At 49.0% G+C, this 19,038-nt stretch carries 12 protein-coding genes and 3 pseudogenes; 7 read left to right on the top strand and 8 right to left on the bottom strand.

Annotation, left to right across the window (positions count from 1 at the left end; translation table 11 throughout):
* Positions 1 to 466: 466 nt before the first annotated feature.
* Positions 467 to 3,613 (top strand): DUF3427 domain-containing protein, encoded by a 3,147-nt coding sequence (locus LLG09_03435; GenBank protein ID MCE5196165.1) that lies wholly within the window; start codon positions 467 to 469, stop codon positions 3,611 to 3,613.
* Positions 3,614 to 3,668: 55 nt separating this feature from the next.
* Here the strand turns inward: LLG09_03435 and LLG09_03430 are convergent.
* Positions 3,669 to 3,884: pseudogene (locus tag LLG09_03430) on the bottom strand (DUF4143 domain-containing protein).
* A 62-nt stretch (positions 3,885 to 3,946) separates the two neighbouring features.
* On the opposite strand from LLG09_03430, the gene LLG09_03425 reads away from it, so the two are divergent.
* The 3 genes and pseudogenes from LLG09_03425 to LLG09_03415 all read left to right on the top strand — a co-directional run bounded on the left by LLG09_03425 (position 3,947) and on the right by LLG09_03415 (position 4,769).
* Entirely contained in the window at positions 3,947 to 4,132 is a 186-nt protein-coding gene (locus tag LLG09_03425; protein MCE5196164.1) for a hypothetical protein, read from the top strand.
* Positions 4,062 to 4,277, top strand: coding sequence for a transposase family protein (locus tag LLG09_03420; GenBank protein MCE5196163.1), 216 nt, complete (start codon positions 4,062 to 4,064; stop codon positions 4,275 to 4,277). The genes LLG09_03425 and LLG09_03420 overlap by 71 nt, the downstream gene beginning before the upstream one ends.
* A pseudogene (locus LLG09_03415) lies at positions 4,277 to 4,769 on the top strand (transposase). The gene LLG09_03420 and the pseudogene LLG09_03415 overlap by 1 nt, the downstream one beginning before the upstream one ends.
* Positions 4,770 to 5,193: 424 nt before the next feature.
* Here LLG09_03415 and LLG09_03410 read toward each other — a convergent pair.
* Positions 5,194 to 9,363, bottom strand: a pseudogene (locus tag LLG09_03410) (acyl-CoA dehydratase activase-related protein).
* A 162-nt stretch (positions 9,364 to 9,525) separates the two neighbouring features.
* Positions 9,526 to 10,236: a zinc dependent phospholipase C family protein gene (locus LLG09_03405; protein MCE5196162.1), complete on the bottom strand. Its 711-nt coding sequence runs from the start codon at positions 10,234 to 10,236 to the stop codon at positions 9,526 to 9,528.
* A 245-nt stretch (positions 10,237 to 10,481) separates the two neighbouring features.
* Here LLG09_03405 and LLG09_03400 point away from each other — a divergent pair, with 245 nt between their 5' ends.
* The 3 genes from LLG09_03400 (at position 10,482) to LLG09_03390 (ending at position 12,520) form a co-directional block, all read left to right on the top strand.
* On the top strand, positions 10,482 to 11,063 hold the full coding sequence (locus tag LLG09_03400) for a DNA-3-methyladenine glycosylase I (GenBank protein ID MCE5196161.1): 582 nt from the start codon (positions 10,482 to 10,484) through the stop codon (positions 11,061 to 11,063).
* A gap of 28 nt (positions 11,064 to 11,091) precedes the next feature.
* Positions 11,092 to 11,871: a nitroreductase family protein gene (locus tag LLG09_03395; protein ID MCE5196160.1), complete on the top strand. Its 780-nt coding sequence runs from the start codon at positions 11,092 to 11,094 to the stop codon at positions 11,869 to 11,871.
* A gap of 109 nt (positions 11,872 to 11,980) precedes the next feature.
* On the top strand, positions 11,981 to 12,520 hold the full coding sequence (locus LLG09_03390) for an inorganic diphosphatase (protein ID MCE5196159.1): 540 nt from the start codon (positions 11,981 to 11,983) through the stop codon (positions 12,518 to 12,520).
* A gap of 118 nt (positions 12,521 to 12,638) precedes the next feature.
* Here LLG09_03390 and LLG09_03385 read toward each other — a convergent pair whose 3' ends face one another.
* The 5 genes from LLG09_03385 to LLG09_03365 form a co-directional block, all read right to left on the bottom strand.
* On the bottom strand, positions 12,639 to 13,445 hold the full coding sequence (locus tag LLG09_03385; GenBank protein ID MCE5196158.1) for a Nif3-like dinuclear metal center hexameric protein: 807 nt from the start codon (positions 13,443 to 13,445) through the stop codon (positions 12,639 to 12,641).
* Between the two features lie 81 nt (positions 13,446 to 13,526).
* Positions 13,527 to 15,647, bottom strand: coding sequence for a M56 family metallopeptidase (locus tag LLG09_03380; GenBank protein MCE5196157.1), 2,121 nt, complete (start codon positions 15,645 to 15,647; stop codon positions 13,527 to 13,529).
* 4 nt (positions 15,648 to 15,651) lie between these two features.
* Positions 15,652 to 16,023 carry a BlaI/MecI/CopY family transcriptional regulator gene (locus tag LLG09_03375; GenBank protein MCE5196156.1) on the bottom strand — a complete coding sequence of 124 codons (372 nt, stop codon included), beginning with the start codon at positions 16,021 to 16,023 and terminating at the stop codon, positions 15,652 to 15,654.
* Between the two features lie 171 nt (positions 16,024 to 16,194).
* Complete coding sequence (locus LLG09_03370) at positions 16,195 to 16,974, bottom strand: class I SAM-dependent methyltransferase (GenBank protein MCE5196155.1); 780 nt, start codon at positions 16,972 to 16,974, stop codon at positions 16,195 to 16,197.
* Positions 16,975 to 17,218: 244 nt separating this feature from the next.
* Complete coding sequence (locus tag LLG09_03365; GenBank protein ID MCE5196154.1) at positions 17,219 to 18,937, bottom strand: hypothetical protein; 1,719 nt, start codon at positions 18,935 to 18,937, stop codon at positions 17,219 to 17,221.
* Positions 18,938 to 19,038: the final 101 nt, after the last annotated feature.

The raw sequence follows: 19,038 nt of genomic DNA, 5'->3' as shown, positions 1-19,038 counted from the left end.
AGCAGCTGATTTGACAGATCCAGCGGTCATTCTTTTTGAAGCTTTTGCGCGCAACATCCATACAAAACGCTTTGGCAGACGCCGCAGCGAAAATAACGCGCTGAATATTCAGAGAATCGCCGGCAAATTCGCGGCGAATAATTGGTTTTTTCTCATTTCAGTGCGGATTTACAGATTTCTCGAGAAAGTCGATTGCTTTTCCTCATTGCTTTGCCTGGCTTTCCGGCTGTGGCTTCTGCATACTCCAATTATCGCTGCTGCAAAGAGTTTGCCCTGGGACAATTACCCATATTTTCAATACAGGCAGCCTGAACCGCTCCGCCGGTATGGCAGCGCTCTGATCCTGTTTGCGGCGATCTCTGTAAGAACCGAAACGAAATTGAATCGTTCTGAAATTCAGGCTGTCATCATTGGCAGAACAACAGCAATCATCCGATGAAAGATGTTTTATTTGAGGTGAACAAGAATGTTGAAGCCCGGCCTATATGAACAAGTCATTAATACAATGATCGGCAGCGAGCTTGCCGTTGTTCAGGACGCCCGTAAGGCTGTTGCGCCGATTGACAAGGCGGAAGCCTCCAGGATACTGGCACAATATCTCTCCGATGTGGTGCAGCGGGGGCTGGAAAATCTATTGGACAATGGCGGAGATCTGGCGGCGCAGGTTGCTCTTTCCAACCGAATTGTCAACCTGATTGAACAGGAGACAAAGGAAGCAAACTTTGCCGTTTTCTCTGTGGATGAACGCGCAGAGCAGCTTCTTGCCCTCTTGGGAGAGAATGATCCCAGTCTGATGTTGGGCAAAACAGCAAGTGATATGAACCGGCCGCTAACCTCCATCGCCCAAAGCAGCCTGTTTACCGGTGCAGCACATGAACCTCAAATGTTTTCCGAGCTGAAAAAAGAGATACTCTCAGCCAATCGGATCGATTTGTTGGTATCTTTCATAAAGTGGAGTGGTCTGCGGTTGATTCTGGAGGAACTGCGTGAGTTTACTCAGCACGGTGGTGATCTTCGCGTCATCACCACCTCCTATCTGGGTGCAACCGATCTGAAAGCCATAGAGGAACTGGCCGGGCTGCCGCGCACGGAAATCAAGATCTCCTATGACACCAAAAGAACCCGACTTCATGCAAAAACCTATGCGTTTTACCGCGATACCGGCTTCAGCACAGCTTATGTAGGTTCCTCGAATCTGTCCAACAGTGCCATTTCCAGTGGCCTTGAGTGGAACATTAAGCTAACAGCCAAAGATTTACCGGAAACCATTCAGAAGATCAGAGCTACTTTTGACAGTTACTGGAATTCCAGTGAATTTGAATTATACAAGCAAGACGAACACGAACGCTTGCGAGAGGCGTTGAAAGCAGAACAGCGCCCCGGTTTTGATGCCGGCCGCTCTTTCGTCTTTGACATTCATCCCTATCCCTTTCAGCAAGAGATTCTGGATCAGCTCTGCGCGGAGCGTGAGGTAAGGCATCATTATCATAATCTCGTGGTGGCGGCAACAGGCACAGGCAAGACCGTAATCTCCGCGTTTGATTATCGCCGCTTCTGTCGCGATCACATCGGTCAAGCGAACCGGCTGCTTTTTGTGGCTCATCGGGAAGAAATTTTGAAACAGAGCCGCGACACCTTTCAGGGTGTACTGAAGGACCAAAATTTCGGCGAATTGTTCGTCGGCAGCTATCAGCCGGAGGGAATTGATCACCTCTTTGTTTCGATCCAGACCCTGAATTCTCAGGCATTCTGCGAAAACCTGCCTGAGGATTACTATGACTTCATCATTGTGGATGAGTTCCACCACGCCGCCGCACCAACCTATCAGAAATTGCTGAGTCACTTCAAACCGAAAATATTGTTGGGCTTGACCGCAACACCGGAACGCCTGGACGGTAAAAGTATTCTGGACTATTTCAACGGCCGGATTGCAGCAGAAATCCGTCTGCCGGAAGCCATTGACCGGAAGCTATTGTGCCCATTTCAATATTTTGGCATAACAGATACCGTCGATCTGAGTGAGCTGCGCTGGGTGCGCGGCGGCTACGATAAGGCGGAACTGAGCAACCTCTACTCCCTGCATCGCGTTGTGGCAGAACGGCGCGCGGACAACATCCTGCAATCCCTGGAAAAGTACGTGACGGATCTGCATGACCTGAAAGGTTTGGGTTTCTGTGTATCGGTGGAGCACGCCAAATTCATGGCGGATTTCTTCAATAAAAACGGGTTGCCCTCCCTCTCACTGGTGAGTCAGTCGGCTGATGAAGAACGCAAGACAGCCAGAAAACGGTTGCGATCCGGAGAAATCCGTTTCATTTTCGTGGTTGATCTCTACAACGAAGGAGTGGATATCCCGGAAGTCAACACCGTGTTGTTCTTGCGCCCAACCGAATCGCTGACCATCTTTTTGCAGCAGCTCGGCCGCGGTTTGCGTCTAGCCGAACAGAAGGAATGCCTGACCGTGCTGGATTTCATCGGTCAGGCAAACAAAAAGTATAACTTTGAAGAAAAATTCGCAGCACTGCTGACCAATTCAAACCATAGTGTGCAATACGAATTGAAAAATGGCTTTCTGTCCGCGCCAAAGGGCTGCTACATCCAATTGGAGAAAAAGGCGGCAGCCTATATTCTGGAAAATATAAAGAGTTCCTTCAGCACAAAGTCCGGGCTGATCAGCAAACTTACCAGCTTTGCAGAGGACAGCGGTCTGCCCCTGAATCTGGCAAATTTCATAGGCTACTACCATTTGGATAGCCGCACGATCTACGCACGATACAGCTTTAGCCGCCTTTGCGTTCTGGCCGGAGTCCAAGAAAACTTTGTCGAAGCAATCGAGGACCGCTTGACAAAAGCGTTCGGCCGTATCGCGACCATTGATTCGCGCAGGTGGATCTCCTTTTTGCTGGATATCTTACCGCGGTTGAATCAGGTGGATTTTGCTAAACTGACACAGCCGGAAGAGCGCATGCTGCAAATGTTCTATATTACGGTTTGGCAAAAGGCCGCGGACAATTGGAACAGTGACGAAGTATTCAGGAATCTCAGCTCGCTTGCCGGCAGCCCGGTATTGCTTGCGGAACTAATGACGCTGTTACAGTATAACTACGACCACATCGATTTCATCGATGAACCTTTGCATCTGGGTTTTGCCTGCCCCCTGGATCTGCACTGCTCCTACACCCGTGATCAGCTGCTGGTTGCCATGGATTACAGGCTGCCCTCAACGATACGTGAAGGAGTCAAATGGCTGCCGGAAAAACAGATCGATCTGCTCTTCATAACACTGAACAAATCAGATAAGGATTATTCCCCCTCGACGATGTACAACGACTATTCTGTCAATGAAAGTTTATTTCATTGGCAAAGTCAGAGCACAACCTCAGACAGTTCCCCCACCGGTCAGCGCTATCTCCATCACCGCGAGCGCGGCAGTAAAGTGCTGTTGTTCGTTCGCGAATACAAAACGGATATGTTTGGCACAGCACCCTATACCTTGCTCGGCCTTGCTCATTATCTGCAGCACTATGGCAGTCGGCCCATGAATATCACCTGGCAGCTGGAGCGTCCGATCCCGGCAAAGTATCTTAAGAAGACGAATCAATTAATCGTTTGATCAAAACGAAGGATTACTCCCTAACCGAATCCAGAAAAAAACTGATTCAGGCGGCTTATTCAAGCAGCCTGCTAACCTCAGAGACAGCATAGAGTGGCAAATTAACCAGCCACTCTCGCTTTTTATAATCCGCCATTGAAATACGCACGGAAAGCTCTGGGTAAAATTTATCTTTATAAGTTCTCAGGCTCTTTGCCATCAGATTCACTTCTGCTTTTACTTCAATCGGTATGATCTGTTCACCATCGTCAATGATAAAATCAATCTCAGAGGAATTTCGGCTCTACTCCCGAAGTAGTTGATATGATATCATGGGAGCAGGGTGATGAAGGAATGGAATCCATAGACAACCTATCGAAAATGATGACGGGTTCGCTCGGCTTGGAAGAACTGTGGTATATCATCGGCGCAGAGTTTAACGAGAAGGAACTTGCACTACACATTCCTTTTGGGATCCAGAAGGGGGCCGGCCATTGCCTGCCCCAAATGCGGCGCGCAAACCAAACGATTCGGTTATGAGACCAGGGAGCGTGTGTGGCGGCATGGGGACGTGATGTTCTATCCGTGCCTGGTACATTGCCGCCGACCAAAAATGCTGTGCCCACACTGCGGAGGCGTCCGGGTCAACGCACCGTTTGAACGGAGAAACAGCCGGAAAAGGTGATGATGGACGCGCTGAATGAGGTTCGCAAGGCAGAGCAGAAGGCGGTCGCCGACAAGAAAGACCTTTTCCGCGGACGGAGGCTGTTCCTGATTCCCCAGGCGAGGTTAAGCAAGAAACAGGCGTTCAAAATCGCCGAAATGTCCAGGCGATACCAAAAGGCAGGCCGCGCTTACCGCATAATCGTGGGGCTCGATGATTTCTACGCCAGTCAGACCATGGAGGAAGCCGAAAGCGGCTTTGACAGCTTGTATTCATGGATGCGCCGCTGCCGCCTGCTGCCCATAAAGGATGCCGCTGAAACTCTTAGGCGGCATAAGGACAAAATTCTTGCCTACTTCAAAAACCGTTACCAACGCGATTTGCGAGGGAATCCATTTCGTGATTCGGGCGGCTAAACGCAACGCCACAGGCTTTCACACCTTAGAGGGATACTCCTCCATGATTTATCTTGTCGCCGGAAAGCTTCCACCGGCTGTTCCAAAACCGTTTTGAATTTCCCTTTTCCACTAAAACAGGAGCAGAGCCGAAAAAACTCTTTACTCATTAGACTCTGCAGTCGTTCCTCGATAAATTGGATATCATCGAGTGTTTCGAAAATCCTGGTGATAAACTACGCCTGGGTGAGGTTCCCGAAAAACAAAAAAATTATATGAAGCAATGGATGTCCTGCCACCCACCTAGTGATGTATGGCGGGAATCCAGGGTTTAAATGATCACGTTTTTCCGGATAAAGAGAACAGCATTGCTTCGGATAATAAAACATGCTTATAATGTTCGGTATTTTTACCGTGCTTTATGAGCATGTTTTCAGTTACGTTGGCTCTATTTCTGTTAAAAACCGCTGTAGAATGAGACCGAACTCACGCTCCGCTTTGTTGTCTCCCGCTTACCCCGCCCGCCGGCTTTCCCCGGGTTCCTACTGCTCTCTGGCCACCGCCAGCATCAGTTTGATGCGGTTCTCCTGATTGACCTTGGTAGCGCCGGCATCATAATCAATCGGCACAATGTTGGCCTGCGGGTAGAGTGTTCGGATCTGGCGGATCATCCCCTTGCCCACAATATGATTGGGCAGACAGCCGAACGGCTGCGCACAGACAATATTATGATAGCCTTTTTCGATCAGTTCCAACATCTCGCCGGTCAGCAGCCAACCCTCACCCATTTTGCAGCCGGCGCCGATCAGAGGCGCTGCCAGTTGTTTGATATGCTCATAACTGGCAGGCACGATAAAGCGGGAATTCTGCTGCACCGCCTGAATCAAATAAGTTTCGAATTGTTTGAGGAATTGATAGAGCCAGCCGACAACCGTTTTTTTAATCCGGCTGCCGCCGTAGAGTTTGATATCTTCAATCCGGTTATCCACTTTAAACAGCATGAACTGCAGCAGACCGGGCACCATCACTTCACAGTCTTGCTCGGCCAGCAGCTTTTCCAGGTTATTGTTGGCCAGGGCGGAATATTTGACATAAATCTCGCCCACGATGCCGACTTTGACCTTCTTGACTATGCGCTGCGGAATCGCGGCAAAAGCATGAAGCATTTCACTGCAGTAGTTTTTAATTTCCTTCGTGCTCGTGGCTTTGCCTTTTTCAAACAGGTCGGAAACAAAGCTGACCCAATGCTCTACCGTCCGGTCGCTCTGACCGGGTTCGGTTTCATACGGTCTGGTCTGATTGCTGAGCAGCATCAGCAGATCGCCGTAAGCGAGGGCGGCTAACGCTTTGCGCAGCATGGACAGCGTGATTCTAAAACCGCTGTTTTCTTCCAGGCCCGATAAATTCACCGAAATTACCGGCACCTGCCCCATACCGGCATTGACTAAGGCTTTGCGCAGCAGATGGATGTAATTGGAGGCGCGGCAGCCGCCGCCGCTCTGCGACATCATCAGCGCCGTCTTGTTCAAATCGTATTTCCCGCTTTTCAGGGCGCTGATCATCTGACCCGTGGTTAAGAGCGCCGGATAACAGGCATCGTTATGGATATATTTCAGGCCTTCGTCAATCACACTGCTGTCGGTGTTGGTCAGCAGTTCAACATCGTAACCGTAACTGACAAAAACATTGCGTAGGATGCGGAAGTGAATATCTGCCATATTCGGAAAAAGGATCTTATAGGTCTTCTTCATTTCTTTGGTAAATTCAACCCGATTTTGCTCATCCGCCATCTTGTGTCATCTCGTTTCCTGTCCAACCGCGGCAAACAGGCTGCGTAAGCGTACCTTAACAGCTCCCAGGTTGGTAATTTCATCAATTTTAATCTGTGTGTAAATTTTATGCTCCTTTGCCAGGATTTTGCGAACTTCATCTGTGGTAATGGCGTCCACGCCGCAACCGAACGAAACCAATTGGACTAAGTTGATCTTCGGGTTTTTACTGTCGGCCACAAATTTAGCGGCAGCATAGAGTCTGGAATGATAGGTCCATTGATTCAAGACCGTCGTGGGAAACTTCTCAACCAGATCGGAAACGGCATCCTCACTGACCAGCACCGCGCCGAAACTGCAGATTAAATTATCAATACCGTGATTGACTTCCTGATCAAGATGGTACGGCCGGCCGGCCAGCACAATCACCGGCAGATTTTCCTCAGCGGCAATCTGTAAAAATTCTTTTCCTTTGTCCCGTATTTTCTGCATATAAGCGCCATATTCTTCATAAGCCATTTTGGCCGCATGCTCGACTTCCGCCAAAGAAATCGGACCGAATTCACGCTGCAAAATTGCCTGCATCTTTTTGGGGAAATCCGCCGGACGGTGAATCCCCACATAATCCGTGATCAGTTTGATCCCCGCCGGTAAGCTGACATTGGCGCTGATGACTTCCGGATAATAAGCCACCACCGGACAGTTGTAATGATTATCTCCCAGCTCTTCGTCAAAATAATAACTCATACAGGGGTAAAAGATGGCATCGACACCCGCTTCCGCCAGTGCTTCCACATGTCCGTGCATCAATTTTGCCGGGTAGCAAACCGTGTCGGAAGGGATGGTGTGCTGTCCTCTGCGATAGAGCCGGGGGCTGGACTGCGGCGAACTTTTCACGCCAAAACCCAATACGGTAAACAAGGTGTACCAGAAGGGATAAAGCTCATACATGTTCAAACCCATGGGAATACCAATATTGCCGCGCGAACCGGAGCAAGGTTGATATACCTGCAGCCATTGTCTTTTCTCATCATAGAGATTGTATTTTTTCTGGTTTCCCGGTAAAGCGAGCGGTTTTTCACAGCGATTACCGCCTATAAAGCGCTTGCCGTCATCGAATGTATTGACCGTCAGATGGCAGTGGTTGGAACAGCCGTTGCAGGTGATAGCCTGCGCGGAATGACGGAAAGTCAGCAGCTGAGCGGCGTTTAAAATACTGCTTTTTTCGGTCCGATGTTCTTTGGCATAGAGCGCGGCTCCCAAAGCGCCCATCAAGCCGGACATCAGCGGTCTGGTCACTTTGCGTCCAATTTCCATTTCAAAGGCGCGCAGAACCGCATCGTTGAGAAAAGTACCACCCTGCACCACAATATGCGAACCCAGGTCGTCGATGCTGGTAGTGCGGATGACTTTATAGAGCGCGTTTTTGACAACGCTGATCGATAAGCCGGCGGAGATATTCTCAATACTGGCGCCTTCCTTTTGCGCCTGTTTGACCGAAGAATTCATGAATACGGTGCAGCGCGAACCCAAATCGACCGGTCGATCGGCAAAAATTCCCTTTTGCGCAAAATCGGATACGGAATAACCCAAAACGCTGGCGAAGGTCTGCAAAAAGGAACCGCAGCCGGAAGAGCAGGCTTCATTTAAGAAAATATTGCCGATGGCGCCGTTTTCAATCTTGAAGCACTTAATATCCTGCCCGCCAATATCGATAATAAAATCCACCTGCGGATCGAAACGTTTGGCAGCCAGATAATGCGCAATCGTTTCCACCACACCCTGATCGAGATGAAACGCCTTTTGGATGATCTCTTCGCCGTAACCGGTGGAAGCGGCGCCGATAATTTCAATTTCAGGAAAGTTCTGATAAATCTGCTCTAAAAATTGCTTGACAATCGGAATCGGATTGCCGCTGTTGGCTTGGTAACTGGTAAAAATAACCTCATCCTGTGTATTCAGCAGAACACATTTGACCGTAGTGGAACCGGCATCGATACCGAGATAAGCACCCCGGTCGGCGCCAAGCGGAAAGAGCGGAAAGGTTTTGCCGATTTGATGCCGTTCCCGAAAAACTTCATAGTCTGCCCGCCCGGCAAAAAGCGGCGGACAGCTTTTATAACTGCCGTCGGACGTGAAATTTCTGATTTTCTCAACCAAAGCGGCCAGATCGCAGACCGTCTCATCGGCCAAAAGCGCTGCGCCGATGGCTGCAAAGTAGAGTGAATTCTGCGGGCAGCTTCCCTGCAATTCCAGGGAACGATCGAAGGCAAAACGCAGCTGCGATAAAAAGGTCAGCGGCCCGCCCAAATAGACGATATTCCCTTTGATCTCACGTCCCTGCGCCAAGCCGGCAATGGTTTGATTGACGACCGCCGCAAAAATGCTGGCAGAAACATCCGATTTTTGCGCTCCCTGATTGAGCAGCGGCTGGATATCCGATTTGGCGAACACACCGCAGCGGGAAGCGATACTGTAGAGTTTTTTGTGTTCTTTGGCCAATTCGTTCATTTCATCCGGGGTGATCGCCAGCAAAGTGGCCATCTGGTCAATAAAAGCACCCGTGCCGCCGGCACAGGAACCGTTCATGCGAACTTCCAGGGTGCCCGATAAAAAGAGAATTTTTGCGTCCTCGCCGCCCAATTCAATCACAACATCTGTTTTTGGCAGCAGTTTTTTCACTGCCACTCTGGTGGCATAGACTTCCTGCATGAAGGGAATTCCCATTTGTTCGGCAAAACCCATTCCTGCCGAACCGGTAACAGCCAAGCCCTGCACAATTTCCAGGGGAAACCGCTGCAGAATATCGTTCAAAAGAGCAGATGCTCTTTCCGTTATTTGTGAAAAATGCCGTTCATATACCTGATACACGATCTCTCCGTGTTGCTCAAGCACCACGCATTTAAGGGTTGTGGAACCTACATCCAGCCCGATTCGTATCATACCATCACGTCCTAAATCCCTGCTTCACGCGGCAACTTACCGTTTTTATTTCTGTTCACTAAGCTTTTATCTTAGCACCAATACCCATCCTGCACAAGCAAAATAAAATGTAACTTCCTGCATAAAGGTGTTTCCGACAGCTTGTTCGTGCTGATTCAAGATTCACCGACCGGTTGTTTTCGCCGGCGGCAATCCGGCTCCTTCAGCTGCTCTGCAATCGCCCGACGCACCGGATGCCGGGAGCCGGGAGCGACGGATCATCTTACGGCAGAGCTGTTCTGTCTGTCTTGCCAGTTGATCCACCAACAAGTCCGTTACCAAGGCCGGCGGGTTGCAGAGCCTGTTGTCCCGCTCGGTCCCGCCGGCGATGATTTGCTGCCGAAAAGCTTCCATCCATTCTTTGCTCAGGCCGTTGATTGGTTTTACCGCCGCTGTTTTCAGCAGCGGCCGCACTTCCTGCAGCCACCAGGCAGCCTTTAGCTGCTGATGGTCAAACCGAAAACAATCGTCCCAACCGGCGCCCAACTCGCTGACCGCCGGCAACTGCAGTTTCGGCATGGCCCGCCAGACATAATTATGAGCACCGGCATCCCAGGCAATATCGGTGAAAACATGCACGACATAACCCAGCAGAAAATCCGGGTCCTCATCGCCGCTGCTGTTTTCATAAAAGCGCGCCGCCTGCTCCGCCCAAATTTGCAGGTCGGCATGGCGGAAATGAGCGGCCCAGCGTTTTTCTTTACTGGCGAAACCTTGCAGATTGACGCTGTCCGGCACAATACAGCCGAGATAGAACTGCGCTTTGTTTTGCGGCGGCAGCCAATTCATGCTTACTTTCCGGCCGGCATACAGATGCATCATGGAACTCGCCACAAAAAACAACTCCTTTTTTAAAGCGACCCGTGCCTGATAGGTTACCCAGGAGTGGTTAAGACCGCCCCTATGACTGCGTTGCCGGTAACCGGTGGCGGGAAATCTTCGCGCAAACCTTGCATTTATCTTGTCCTCTGTGGTAAATTATCCTTATGAGTAAAAGATAATTATTATCATACTCAATAACGGGGCCGGCGTCAAATGAAATCTATATGAAATTCCAGTAAAGCAAGGAGGCTGCCGCCATGTTAAACCCACCGCGCTGTCCCTGGGCCGTCGATCCCTGGTCGGTTGCTTATCACGACAGAGAATGGGGCATCCCCTGTCATGAGGACCGTTTGTTATTTGAACTGCTCATTTTGGAAGGTTTCCAGGCAGGATTAAGCTGGCTGACGATTTTAAAAAAACGCCCCGCCTTTCGGGAAGCCTTTGATCGCTTTCAACCGGAAAAAGTTGCTGCTTATTCCCCGGAAAAATGCCGGGAGTTAACAGAAAACAGCGGTATTGTCCGCAACAAACGCAAGATCGCTGCCGCGGTTACGAATGCCCAGGCTTTTCTGCAAATTCAAGAAGAATATGGCAGTTTTGATGCCTTTATCTGGTCTTTTACTAATGGCAAGCCCATACTGAACAATTGGCAGCTGCAAGCCGAAGTACCGGCAACCTCTGCGCTTTCGGACAAAGTCAGCGCCGAATTCAAAAAACGCGGATTTAAATTTGTTGGCAGCACCATCATCTATTCTTATTTGGGAGCGATCGGTGTGATCAACGACCATCTGGCCGGCTGTCCGTTCAATCCCGTTTTTCAACAAACCTGTTGCAAATAACAGAAGCTCGCATGGGGAGGTTATTCAAATGATTCAGATCAATTCGGAACTCTGCAACGGCTGCGGCCTTTGCAGAGGCGATTGCTTTGCCGGCTGTATTACCATGATCAATGGAAAAGCGGCGGCAGCCGAAAGCGGTTGTATGCAGTGCGGCCATTGCGTCGCGCTTTGCCCACAGCAGGCAATTGTCAACACCAATTACCCCACCGCTGACCTGGAAACATACCAAGCGGACACCTTTGCGGTAAATCCGCAAAATTTGCTGCATCTGATGAAATATCGACGCAGTATTCGTCAATTTAAGCCGGATGCTATCGCGCATAACGTGCTGGAACAGCTGGTCCAGGCCGGACGTTTTGCTCCCACCGGCAGTAACCGGCAGGATGTCAGTCTGACCATCGTAGAGGAAAAATTAGCGGAGCTGAAGCCGCTGATCTGGCAGACCATCCGCAAAACTCTGCAAGATGCGGAGAAACCCAGCGCGTTTTTGCAGAAACTTTTAAAAGCGTATGACGAAGACGGGCAGGACGGCTTATTCTTTACAGCGCCCGCCGTCATGGTAATTACGGCCCATTCCACCGTCAACGGCAGTTTGGCCGCCGCCTATATCGAGCTGCTGGCCAATGCCCTCAACCTGGGCGTGCTCTATAGTGGTTTTATCTCTGCCGCTCTGCGCAACAACAAGGAAGCGCGCGCCTTGCTGGATCTCGCCGGGAAACCGATTGTCATCTGTCTTGTCTTGGGTTATCCGAATGTCACCTACCGGCGCACGGCGCCGCGCAAAGCAGCGGATGTTGTCTGGAAATAATGGCAAACCGATCGACTCCTCTACAGTCATTCTTGCTTTGCAAGCTATTTTAGCGTATGCTTAGCTTGCAACAAATCATAAATCATCTGAACTTGAAAGGAGTTTTTCCATGCCTAATATCTGGCACGATATGAACCCAGCCCGTATCAATTCCACCGATTTCACCGCTGTGATCGAAATTTCCAAAGGCAGCAAAAAAAAATATGAGTTGGACAAAACGACCGGCATGATTGTTCTGGATCGAATTCTCTTCACCTCTACCCATTACCCCGCCAATTATGGCTTCATCCCGCTCACTTATGGCGATGACAATGATCCTTTGGATGTGTTGGTCCTCTGTTCGGAGGCACTGGACCCCTTGGTCTTGGTGCGCTGCTATCCCATCGGTGTGGTGGATATGATCGATGAAGGAGCGCATGACGAAAAAATCATCGCCATTCCCTTTGGCGACCCGGGCAATAATTCCTATCACGACATCTCCGATCTGCCTGATCATATCTTTAAGGAAATGCTGCATTTTTTCAGCGTCTATAAAGATCTGGAAGGGAAATCGACGGTCGCCGATCGGGTATACGGTCGGGAAGAAGCCGAAAAAGTCATCGCCCGCGCGATCATCAACTATCAAACCCACTATTTAAAAGGCAAATAAAATCACTGCGCACTAAAACAGAGAAGCACCCGACCTGCCGGATGCTTCTTTTTTAAACCTGATCTGATAAAACGATCTGCCGTAATTTCTCCCGGGTAATTTCAAACAACTCCGCTCTTTACATTTCCTGCAGCTGCGGAGTTTCCGGCAAGAATAGTGAGGGTAAACCCAAAGCAGAAAAATAATGACACATCACCATAGGTGCGAATTTTTCGGTGGAATAATGCGTACCGCCGATCAAATTGATCCGATACTCTTTCGCCTGCTGATGCAGATCTGCTACCCAAGGATACTCTGCATTGGTTACCCCAGTAATAAAAGCGTTAATCCCCTTCTCATGAAGCTCGCGATAAATCTCCGTATTTTTAGCGCCGCCTGCCATGATGGCCAGACGTCCGTTTTGCAGAGCTGACTCACCGTAGGCATAACATTTGACTTGATGATTCAGCGCAGTTCGCAGCGCTTGCGTCAATTGATCAACCAGAGTATAGCCGGAATTGCATAGTGCTCCCATCAGCACACCATTTTGGAAATAAAACTCATCATATGGCGCAGCAGCGATTGCCTTAGCCAAATTGTTGCCCGGAGACCAGCGGCCGTTGCGGTCCAAGGGAATATGATAAGAAAACAGGCTGATCTGACGTTTCGCCAATTCCTCAAGATATTGCTCAGGGATCACAGCCGGCGGATCGGAAGCAAGTTTCCGCTGCGGTGCAGGGTGATGGGTAAACAACAGACATGCTCTGGCATCCAAAGCAATCAATTGTTCGAAAACTTCCGGACTGGCGAAGTTTGCGGTGTAAACCCGCTGCACTTCGTCACAGTGATGATACTGCAGCCCGATTTTGGGAAATACTTCGGTGCATTCGGATGGTTTAAATTCTTCTTCCAGCAAGGCATAGAGCTTTTGGGCTTCCATACTCATACAAAACACCTCTTTGCCATCAATTTAGCAGGAAGATGCTGAAAATGCAAGTCTATCTTTGCGGCAGCTCTTTTCTGTAAATTATGGTACGTAATGAGCCAGGATGATTTTCAACTGCCCGTCACTGGCCAGAATAAAATCATAGTAGTAATCTTTGTAATTTGTATACTTCTCAACAAAGCTCTGATCCAGAATAGGCAGCTCATACGTGCCGTATGTGTTGTAATTTGGCGCCACAAGCGGAACGATAGGAACGCCAAATTCGAGAGAGTAGGTCTCGCTCCGCTGCAAATCGCGGATTTGATAGCCATTTGGCGCTGTTTCATCAATCAAAAATTCCATGACATTTACCTGGACGGCTGTTGCTTTGCCATTCTCTTGGATAAGACCGACGATTTTGCCGAAACTTTTCTGCCCATCCCGTGCCAGATATTGCAGCGCATTATACTGTAAATCCAAGACGTTAAAAGGTCCACCGGTAAAAACAAAGCTGTCTTTCATTTTTGTCAGGATCTTCTGATTCTCATCATTTCGGGTCAATGTAATTTTAAACTCACGGTAATTGTCTTGCTGCAGTAAATCTGCCTCAAGAAAGGTCGAATCAACCGGTCCCTCTGTCTGATACAGCACCTGCCGGACAGTACCGATGTTTTTTGCCTGTGCGTCCAGCAGCTGCCAATTCTGAGGCATTTCCTCCACCCTCTGCAATTGCCAACTCTCGGGTATCTCCAGGGTGAAATAGCTGGTTCCCACTACCTGATACCCCTCATTCTCCGCTTCGGGTCTTTGATTACCCAACAAAGCCATCCAGGCACCCACCTGACTTACCTTGGCAGACAAGGCTTCATACTCGGTAACGAGTGCTTGCTCATCCGGTGGGCACTGCAGATCCGACGGCATACGGGTGAGATAAGTATAACCGTTGCCCTGCAGCGCAATCTGCATCCGAACAGGCTCCTGCTCTACATCTGCCTCTGTAATCAACTCTCCCACAGTTCTGCTGAGGGTAAAGAGCCGGCCCATGCCTTGGTATTGCTGATAAACCTTTTTACTGTAAACGGCAATGCCATTCTCTTCCTCCTGAATGAGATACCGATCAGACCACTCTCTGGGAAAGGTGAGCGTAAATCCGAGTACTCTGCTTTCATAGCGTAAAGCGGCCGCATTCGGTGTGCAGCTGATACAGACACCGACTACACCAAGCAGCATAATCAGCAGGATCAGCGCCGGAATTCCTTTGCTCTTGTAACGAAAATCAAAAAGATTGGTTAATCTTTGCTTCAGCATTTGCTTTCCTCCGCCAAAATTCGTAGAAAATTCTGCTTTCGCACTACTGCCTCTTTGTGCTGCAGCCAGGAGCGTTTCGCTGTATTTTTTACGGTAAATGAGATCCCGATTTGCCACCACACTGGCGTCACAGGACAATTCAATGTCTTTATTGGCTTCCAGCGCCATCAGATGGACGAAAGGATTAAACCAATGCACCGCTCTGACCAATAAAAGCAATGCTTTATAAAGAATATCGCGGCGTTTGACATGAATCAGTTCATGACGCAGAACCATCTCCGTCTGCACTTCTGGCAACCCGCAATCCGGCAGCAAAAGCAGCGGCCGCCAAAAGCCGATTACCACGGGACTGGTGATTCTCTTACAGGATAAGAGCGGTATCGCTGTTTTGATGGCCAGTTCATTGCATACGCTCTGATAAATCCGCAGAATCTCCGGATTTTTGATTTCCAGACACCAAGGTCTCAAACTTTTACGATAAGAATAATAGGAGAACAATTGCCAGCTCAAGAAAATTACACTGCCGGCCAGCCAGCACAGGATCAGCAGCTGCTGCGAAGACAGCTTGGTTAAGAAAGCCAACGGATGCGCCGAAGGTTTCACTGCGGCTTCTGTGGCAGCAGTTGTCGTTTGTTGCTGCTTTGCTTGGCCGCTTTCCGTATTCGCCACTACTACCGGAGTATTGGCTGCAGTCATGGGCATGGAGAATTCAGGGGCAGCAAGCTGCAGAGGGGGGTCGGGCAGCGTCAGGTTCAGTGGGATCAGCAAACGAATCGCCAAAGCCAGCCAGAGCCAATAGCGCCATTTCACCGTATAATTCCGATCCCAAAAACGAGACAGTAAGAGTAAAAATGCAATCACAATAGAAACGGCCACTGTGATCTCGATCAAATTCGCAAAAATGCTTTCGATCATCGCGTTACACCTCTTTCGACTTCTCGGCTAAAAACTTTTTCAGTTCCTCCAGATCCTGACTGCTGATTTCTTGATTCTGGTATAAGCCTGCGACCAGATTCTTAACGGAATTTTGATAAAACATGCCCAAAAATCTTTTGTTTTCCAACTTGAGATACTCCTCTTCTTTGACCAAAGGAGTATAAAGATTACTTTTTCCCTGGCAATCGCAAGCCAGAAATCCCTTCTCCACCAGACGGGCCAGGAAATTCAAAACAGTTGTTTTGGCCCAGCCTTTTTCCTTCATACGCTCCGCCACAAACGAGGATTTGACTGCCTCCGGCGCACTCCAAATGGCCAACATAATTTCCAATTCGCTCTCTGATAATTTTCTCAAAAGAATCCCCCTCTCCATTTTTATCTACGTTTGTAGAACACTTACTTGTGTTTATTCTACATTTGTAGAGAACGATTGTCAAGCGAATTTTTTAAAAAAAAAGGAGCACCCCCAGCCATTCCTGCCTTGCCTGCTGTTGGTACTCCCCCCGTGTGATTGCCATTTAACTCCTTACGGCTTGATGGCTCGTGTGGCAAGATACTGCGGCATAAACTCCCGGATCAAACCCTGTCCCTGCCGATCGCGGTCTTCATAGAGATGGGTGAGCCGGAATCCTGCCTGCAGCTGACCGCCGATCTGTTCTTCCAGAGAATGGCTGAACTGGACGCCGTTCCAGTTTCGCAGACTGCGCTCGTAATCCTCTTCGATCATCTGCAGAGGGTTGTAGGGTAATTGATGCGTTACCGTCAGGGGTAATTGGCTGTCATCTTCAAACAGGAAATTTACGCCATTATCCATCCCGGCCAACAGAACGCCGCCGCTTTTGAGGATACGAAAGCATTCGTGCCAGAGCGGAACTACTTCTTCGATATAGCAGTTGGAAACCGGATGGAAAACCAGATCAAAGCTGCAGTCGGCAAACGGCAGCGGCCGACTCATATCCCCTTTGATGATGCGCAGCGCATACCCTTCCCGTTGGGCAAACAGCGCATCTGCCGCCAACTGCCGGTCGGAATAATCAAACAACGTACACTCGGCGCCCAGACTTGCAAAAATCGGCATTTGCTGACCGCCGCCGCTGGCAAGACCCAGCAGCTTCGCACCGTTCAATTGACCAAACCAATCCTGCGGTACCGTTTTGCAGGGCGTCAGATAAACACCCCACTCACCAGATTTTGCCTTTAAAAACTCCTCATGCGTGATGGGAACCGTCCAGATATTGCTGTTTTCCGCCCAATGATCCCAGGTTTTTGCATTGATTTTTGTATAGTTTTCTCGTTTTTCCGTCATGGCTGAAACTCCTTTTCCGCATAGCAGCCGTATCGACCGGCATTCAACAATAGAGTTTGCCTGTTGGTTATTTCATCAAAGATACGATGTGAAGCGCACAGTAAACATCACGTTTCGCTGCTAACCTACTTTTAAACTGCAGCGGCTGCCATGATGGCGGCAAACCAAAAACAGTCACCCAAAACAAGCCCGGCTCCCAAGACAACCGAAAGGCTGATCAAAATGCTGCGGCATCAACACGAATTCATATTTTTGATAATTCATCCCTGAATGCGGGTTTCTTTTGATATCTGAGCAGCAATTCCTGTTTGTTTGCCAGCGCTTGTTTATCCCCGCCCGCTCTTTTCAGACTGCCGATAATTGAGCATACATGCTGATAAGCTTTTCTATCGCTCGACTTTGCGGCGGTTTGCTCGATATGCCGCAGGAATATTGTATATACTGCATCTTGGAATTCCGGTAAAAGGTATTGATAGAAACTCTCAATCTCTGACGGAGATTCCTGTAGATACTGCAAAAGCTTCTGTTTCTCCGCCTCTTCAATAAGGATCTGTGAGTATACCGCATAATGTGTCTTTTTTTGCTCTTCCAACTGCAAAATAATTTGCGGATAAACGGAAAGCCATTCGTTTGCACAATAGGTTCTCTTTAGCTCCCTGTAATATTCATAATTGCCGTCAAAAATAAACTCCCTTGCGATGGCACGCTGTTTTTCCAGATTACCGGTTTCTTTGTACATCGCGTAACGGTACTCTTTCCAGCGTTTCACCAAACCGCTGCTGTTTTGATCGAGATCTTCTCCTGCAAGCGCCAGCTTTTCTGCCTTGGCATAATCTTGTTCCTGCATCGCGTTTTCAATCGCCATTACTCTAAAACTGGTATACTTTAAATTCTCTTCAATGAATTCCCGGGCTTGGTCCGGACCTTCATTCCTTTTGATTGTGTTGTATCTGATTAATTTGACTCTTTCGATAAAATAACTGCCGCTCCATGAATTCTCATCTTTGTCAGCAATCGTCAATGTAAAAAGCCTGTCGCACTCATCCCGCAAAACCTGTGTGTCCGCCAGTTTCGAACAGCATTCAAGATAACTCAGCTGCCAACCTGTCCAATCCCGATACCGGCTGCTGATTGTTTCCTCAGCCAGCAGCTCGAAAATGCTCTGCTGATCGCTTTGATTCAGTTCTCCGATTTCGATTACTTCCTCGATAAACGCTAAGGATTCTTCAATTTCACCGCTGATCACTCCATCGGAATCGTCTGCCGACTGGATCAGTGACAGCATTTCGTGAATCACACACAGCGCCAGTTGAACCGCCTGCAGGTTTTTCCTTTTCTGCAGGTTTGCACGGGCTTTCTCCAGGACTAATCCGGCGCCCTCACTTGCCTGATAAACATTTTCATAACTCACATCCCCGTGACAGTCGGCATATTGATCAATATAGGTGCGAATGAGCCTGATGGATTGCTTAATCTCCTCTATTTCACTGCCATTGAAAAAATCAAACTCAATCTGCCGCCTGATTTCTTCATGCGCAGAGGCGATCTTCAGCAAAAAATCAATCAGTTCCTCTTTCTGTCTCCCCGCCAGGATTTCCCGAATAGCCGGGGGTTGATCCTGCTTTTCGATCAGCGGTTTTGTGATAACCGCCGGCGGCTGTGTGCCGGAATCGCCGCTCTGCCGGCCTGAGTCACCTTTCATCTCCCGCAGCCCGAAAAACACAGCCACCTGGTGCTTGCAGTATTCTCCCATGTCATACGGGCAAGTGCATACGCTGTCGATAATATGATCCTCTTCGTCCAGTGTGACCGCAACCGTATACAATTCAGTCCCCTCAACCTTAGCCTCGTATTCGTTGTCGCCGATTGCTTCAATTGACAGGACACGATTTTCCTTGAAATACGCCAGCCCTCTGGCAAGTATCTTTTGGTCAATATAATTTTCCAGATTGTTCAGTTTCATTTTAAAATCCATTCCTTTCACAGTGCACAAGGCACAAATAGAGATGAAAAGGATGCAAACCGTTCCTTTTCATGCTAACACCAGCCTCTGCTTTTTTTACT

The sequence above is a fragment of the Negativicutes bacterium genome, assembly GCA_021372785.1.
Taxonomy (GTDB): domain Bacteria; phylum Bacillota; class JAAYKD01; order JAAYKD01; family JAAYKD01; genus JAJFTT01.
The sequence above is the reverse complement of the archived record's forward strand: the minus strand, read 5'-3'. Positions and strand labels throughout refer to the sequence as shown.

Excerpts from the sequence above, each read along its gene's own strand:
- LLG09_03435 (MCE5196165.1), top strand. The coding sequence starts at position 467 with ATGTTGAAGCCCGGCCTATATGAACAAGTCATTAATACAATGATCGGC.
- LLG09_03425 (MCE5196164.1), top strand. The coding sequence starts at position 3,947 with ATGGAATCCATAGACAACCTATCGAAAATGATGACGGGTTCGCTCGGC.
- LLG09_03400 (MCE5196161.1), top strand. The coding sequence starts at position 10,482 with ATGTTAAACCCACCGCGCTGTCCCTGGGCCGTCGATCCCTGGTCGGTT.
- LLG09_03395 (MCE5196160.1), top strand. The coding sequence starts at position 11,092 with ATGATTCAGATCAATTCGGAACTCTGCAACGGCTGCGGCCTTTGCAGA.
- LLG09_03390 (MCE5196159.1), top strand. The coding sequence starts at position 11,981 with ATGCCTAATATCTGGCACGATATGAACCCAGCCCGTATCAATTCCACC.
- LLG09_03385 (MCE5196158.1), bottom strand. The coding sequence starts at position 13,445 with ATGAGTATGGAAGCCCAAAAGCTCTATGCCTTGCTGGAAGAAGAATTT.
- LLG09_03380 (MCE5196157.1), bottom strand. The coding sequence starts at position 15,647 with ATGATCGAAAGCATTTTTGCGAATTTGATCGAGATCACAGTGGCCGTT.
- LLG09_03370 (MCE5196155.1), bottom strand. The coding sequence starts at position 16,974 with ATGACGGAAAAACGAGAAAACTATACAAAAATCAATGCAAAAACCTGG.
- LLG09_03365 (MCE5196154.1), bottom strand. The coding sequence starts at position 18,937 with ATGAAACTGAACAATCTGGAAAATTATATTGACCAAAAGATACTTGCC.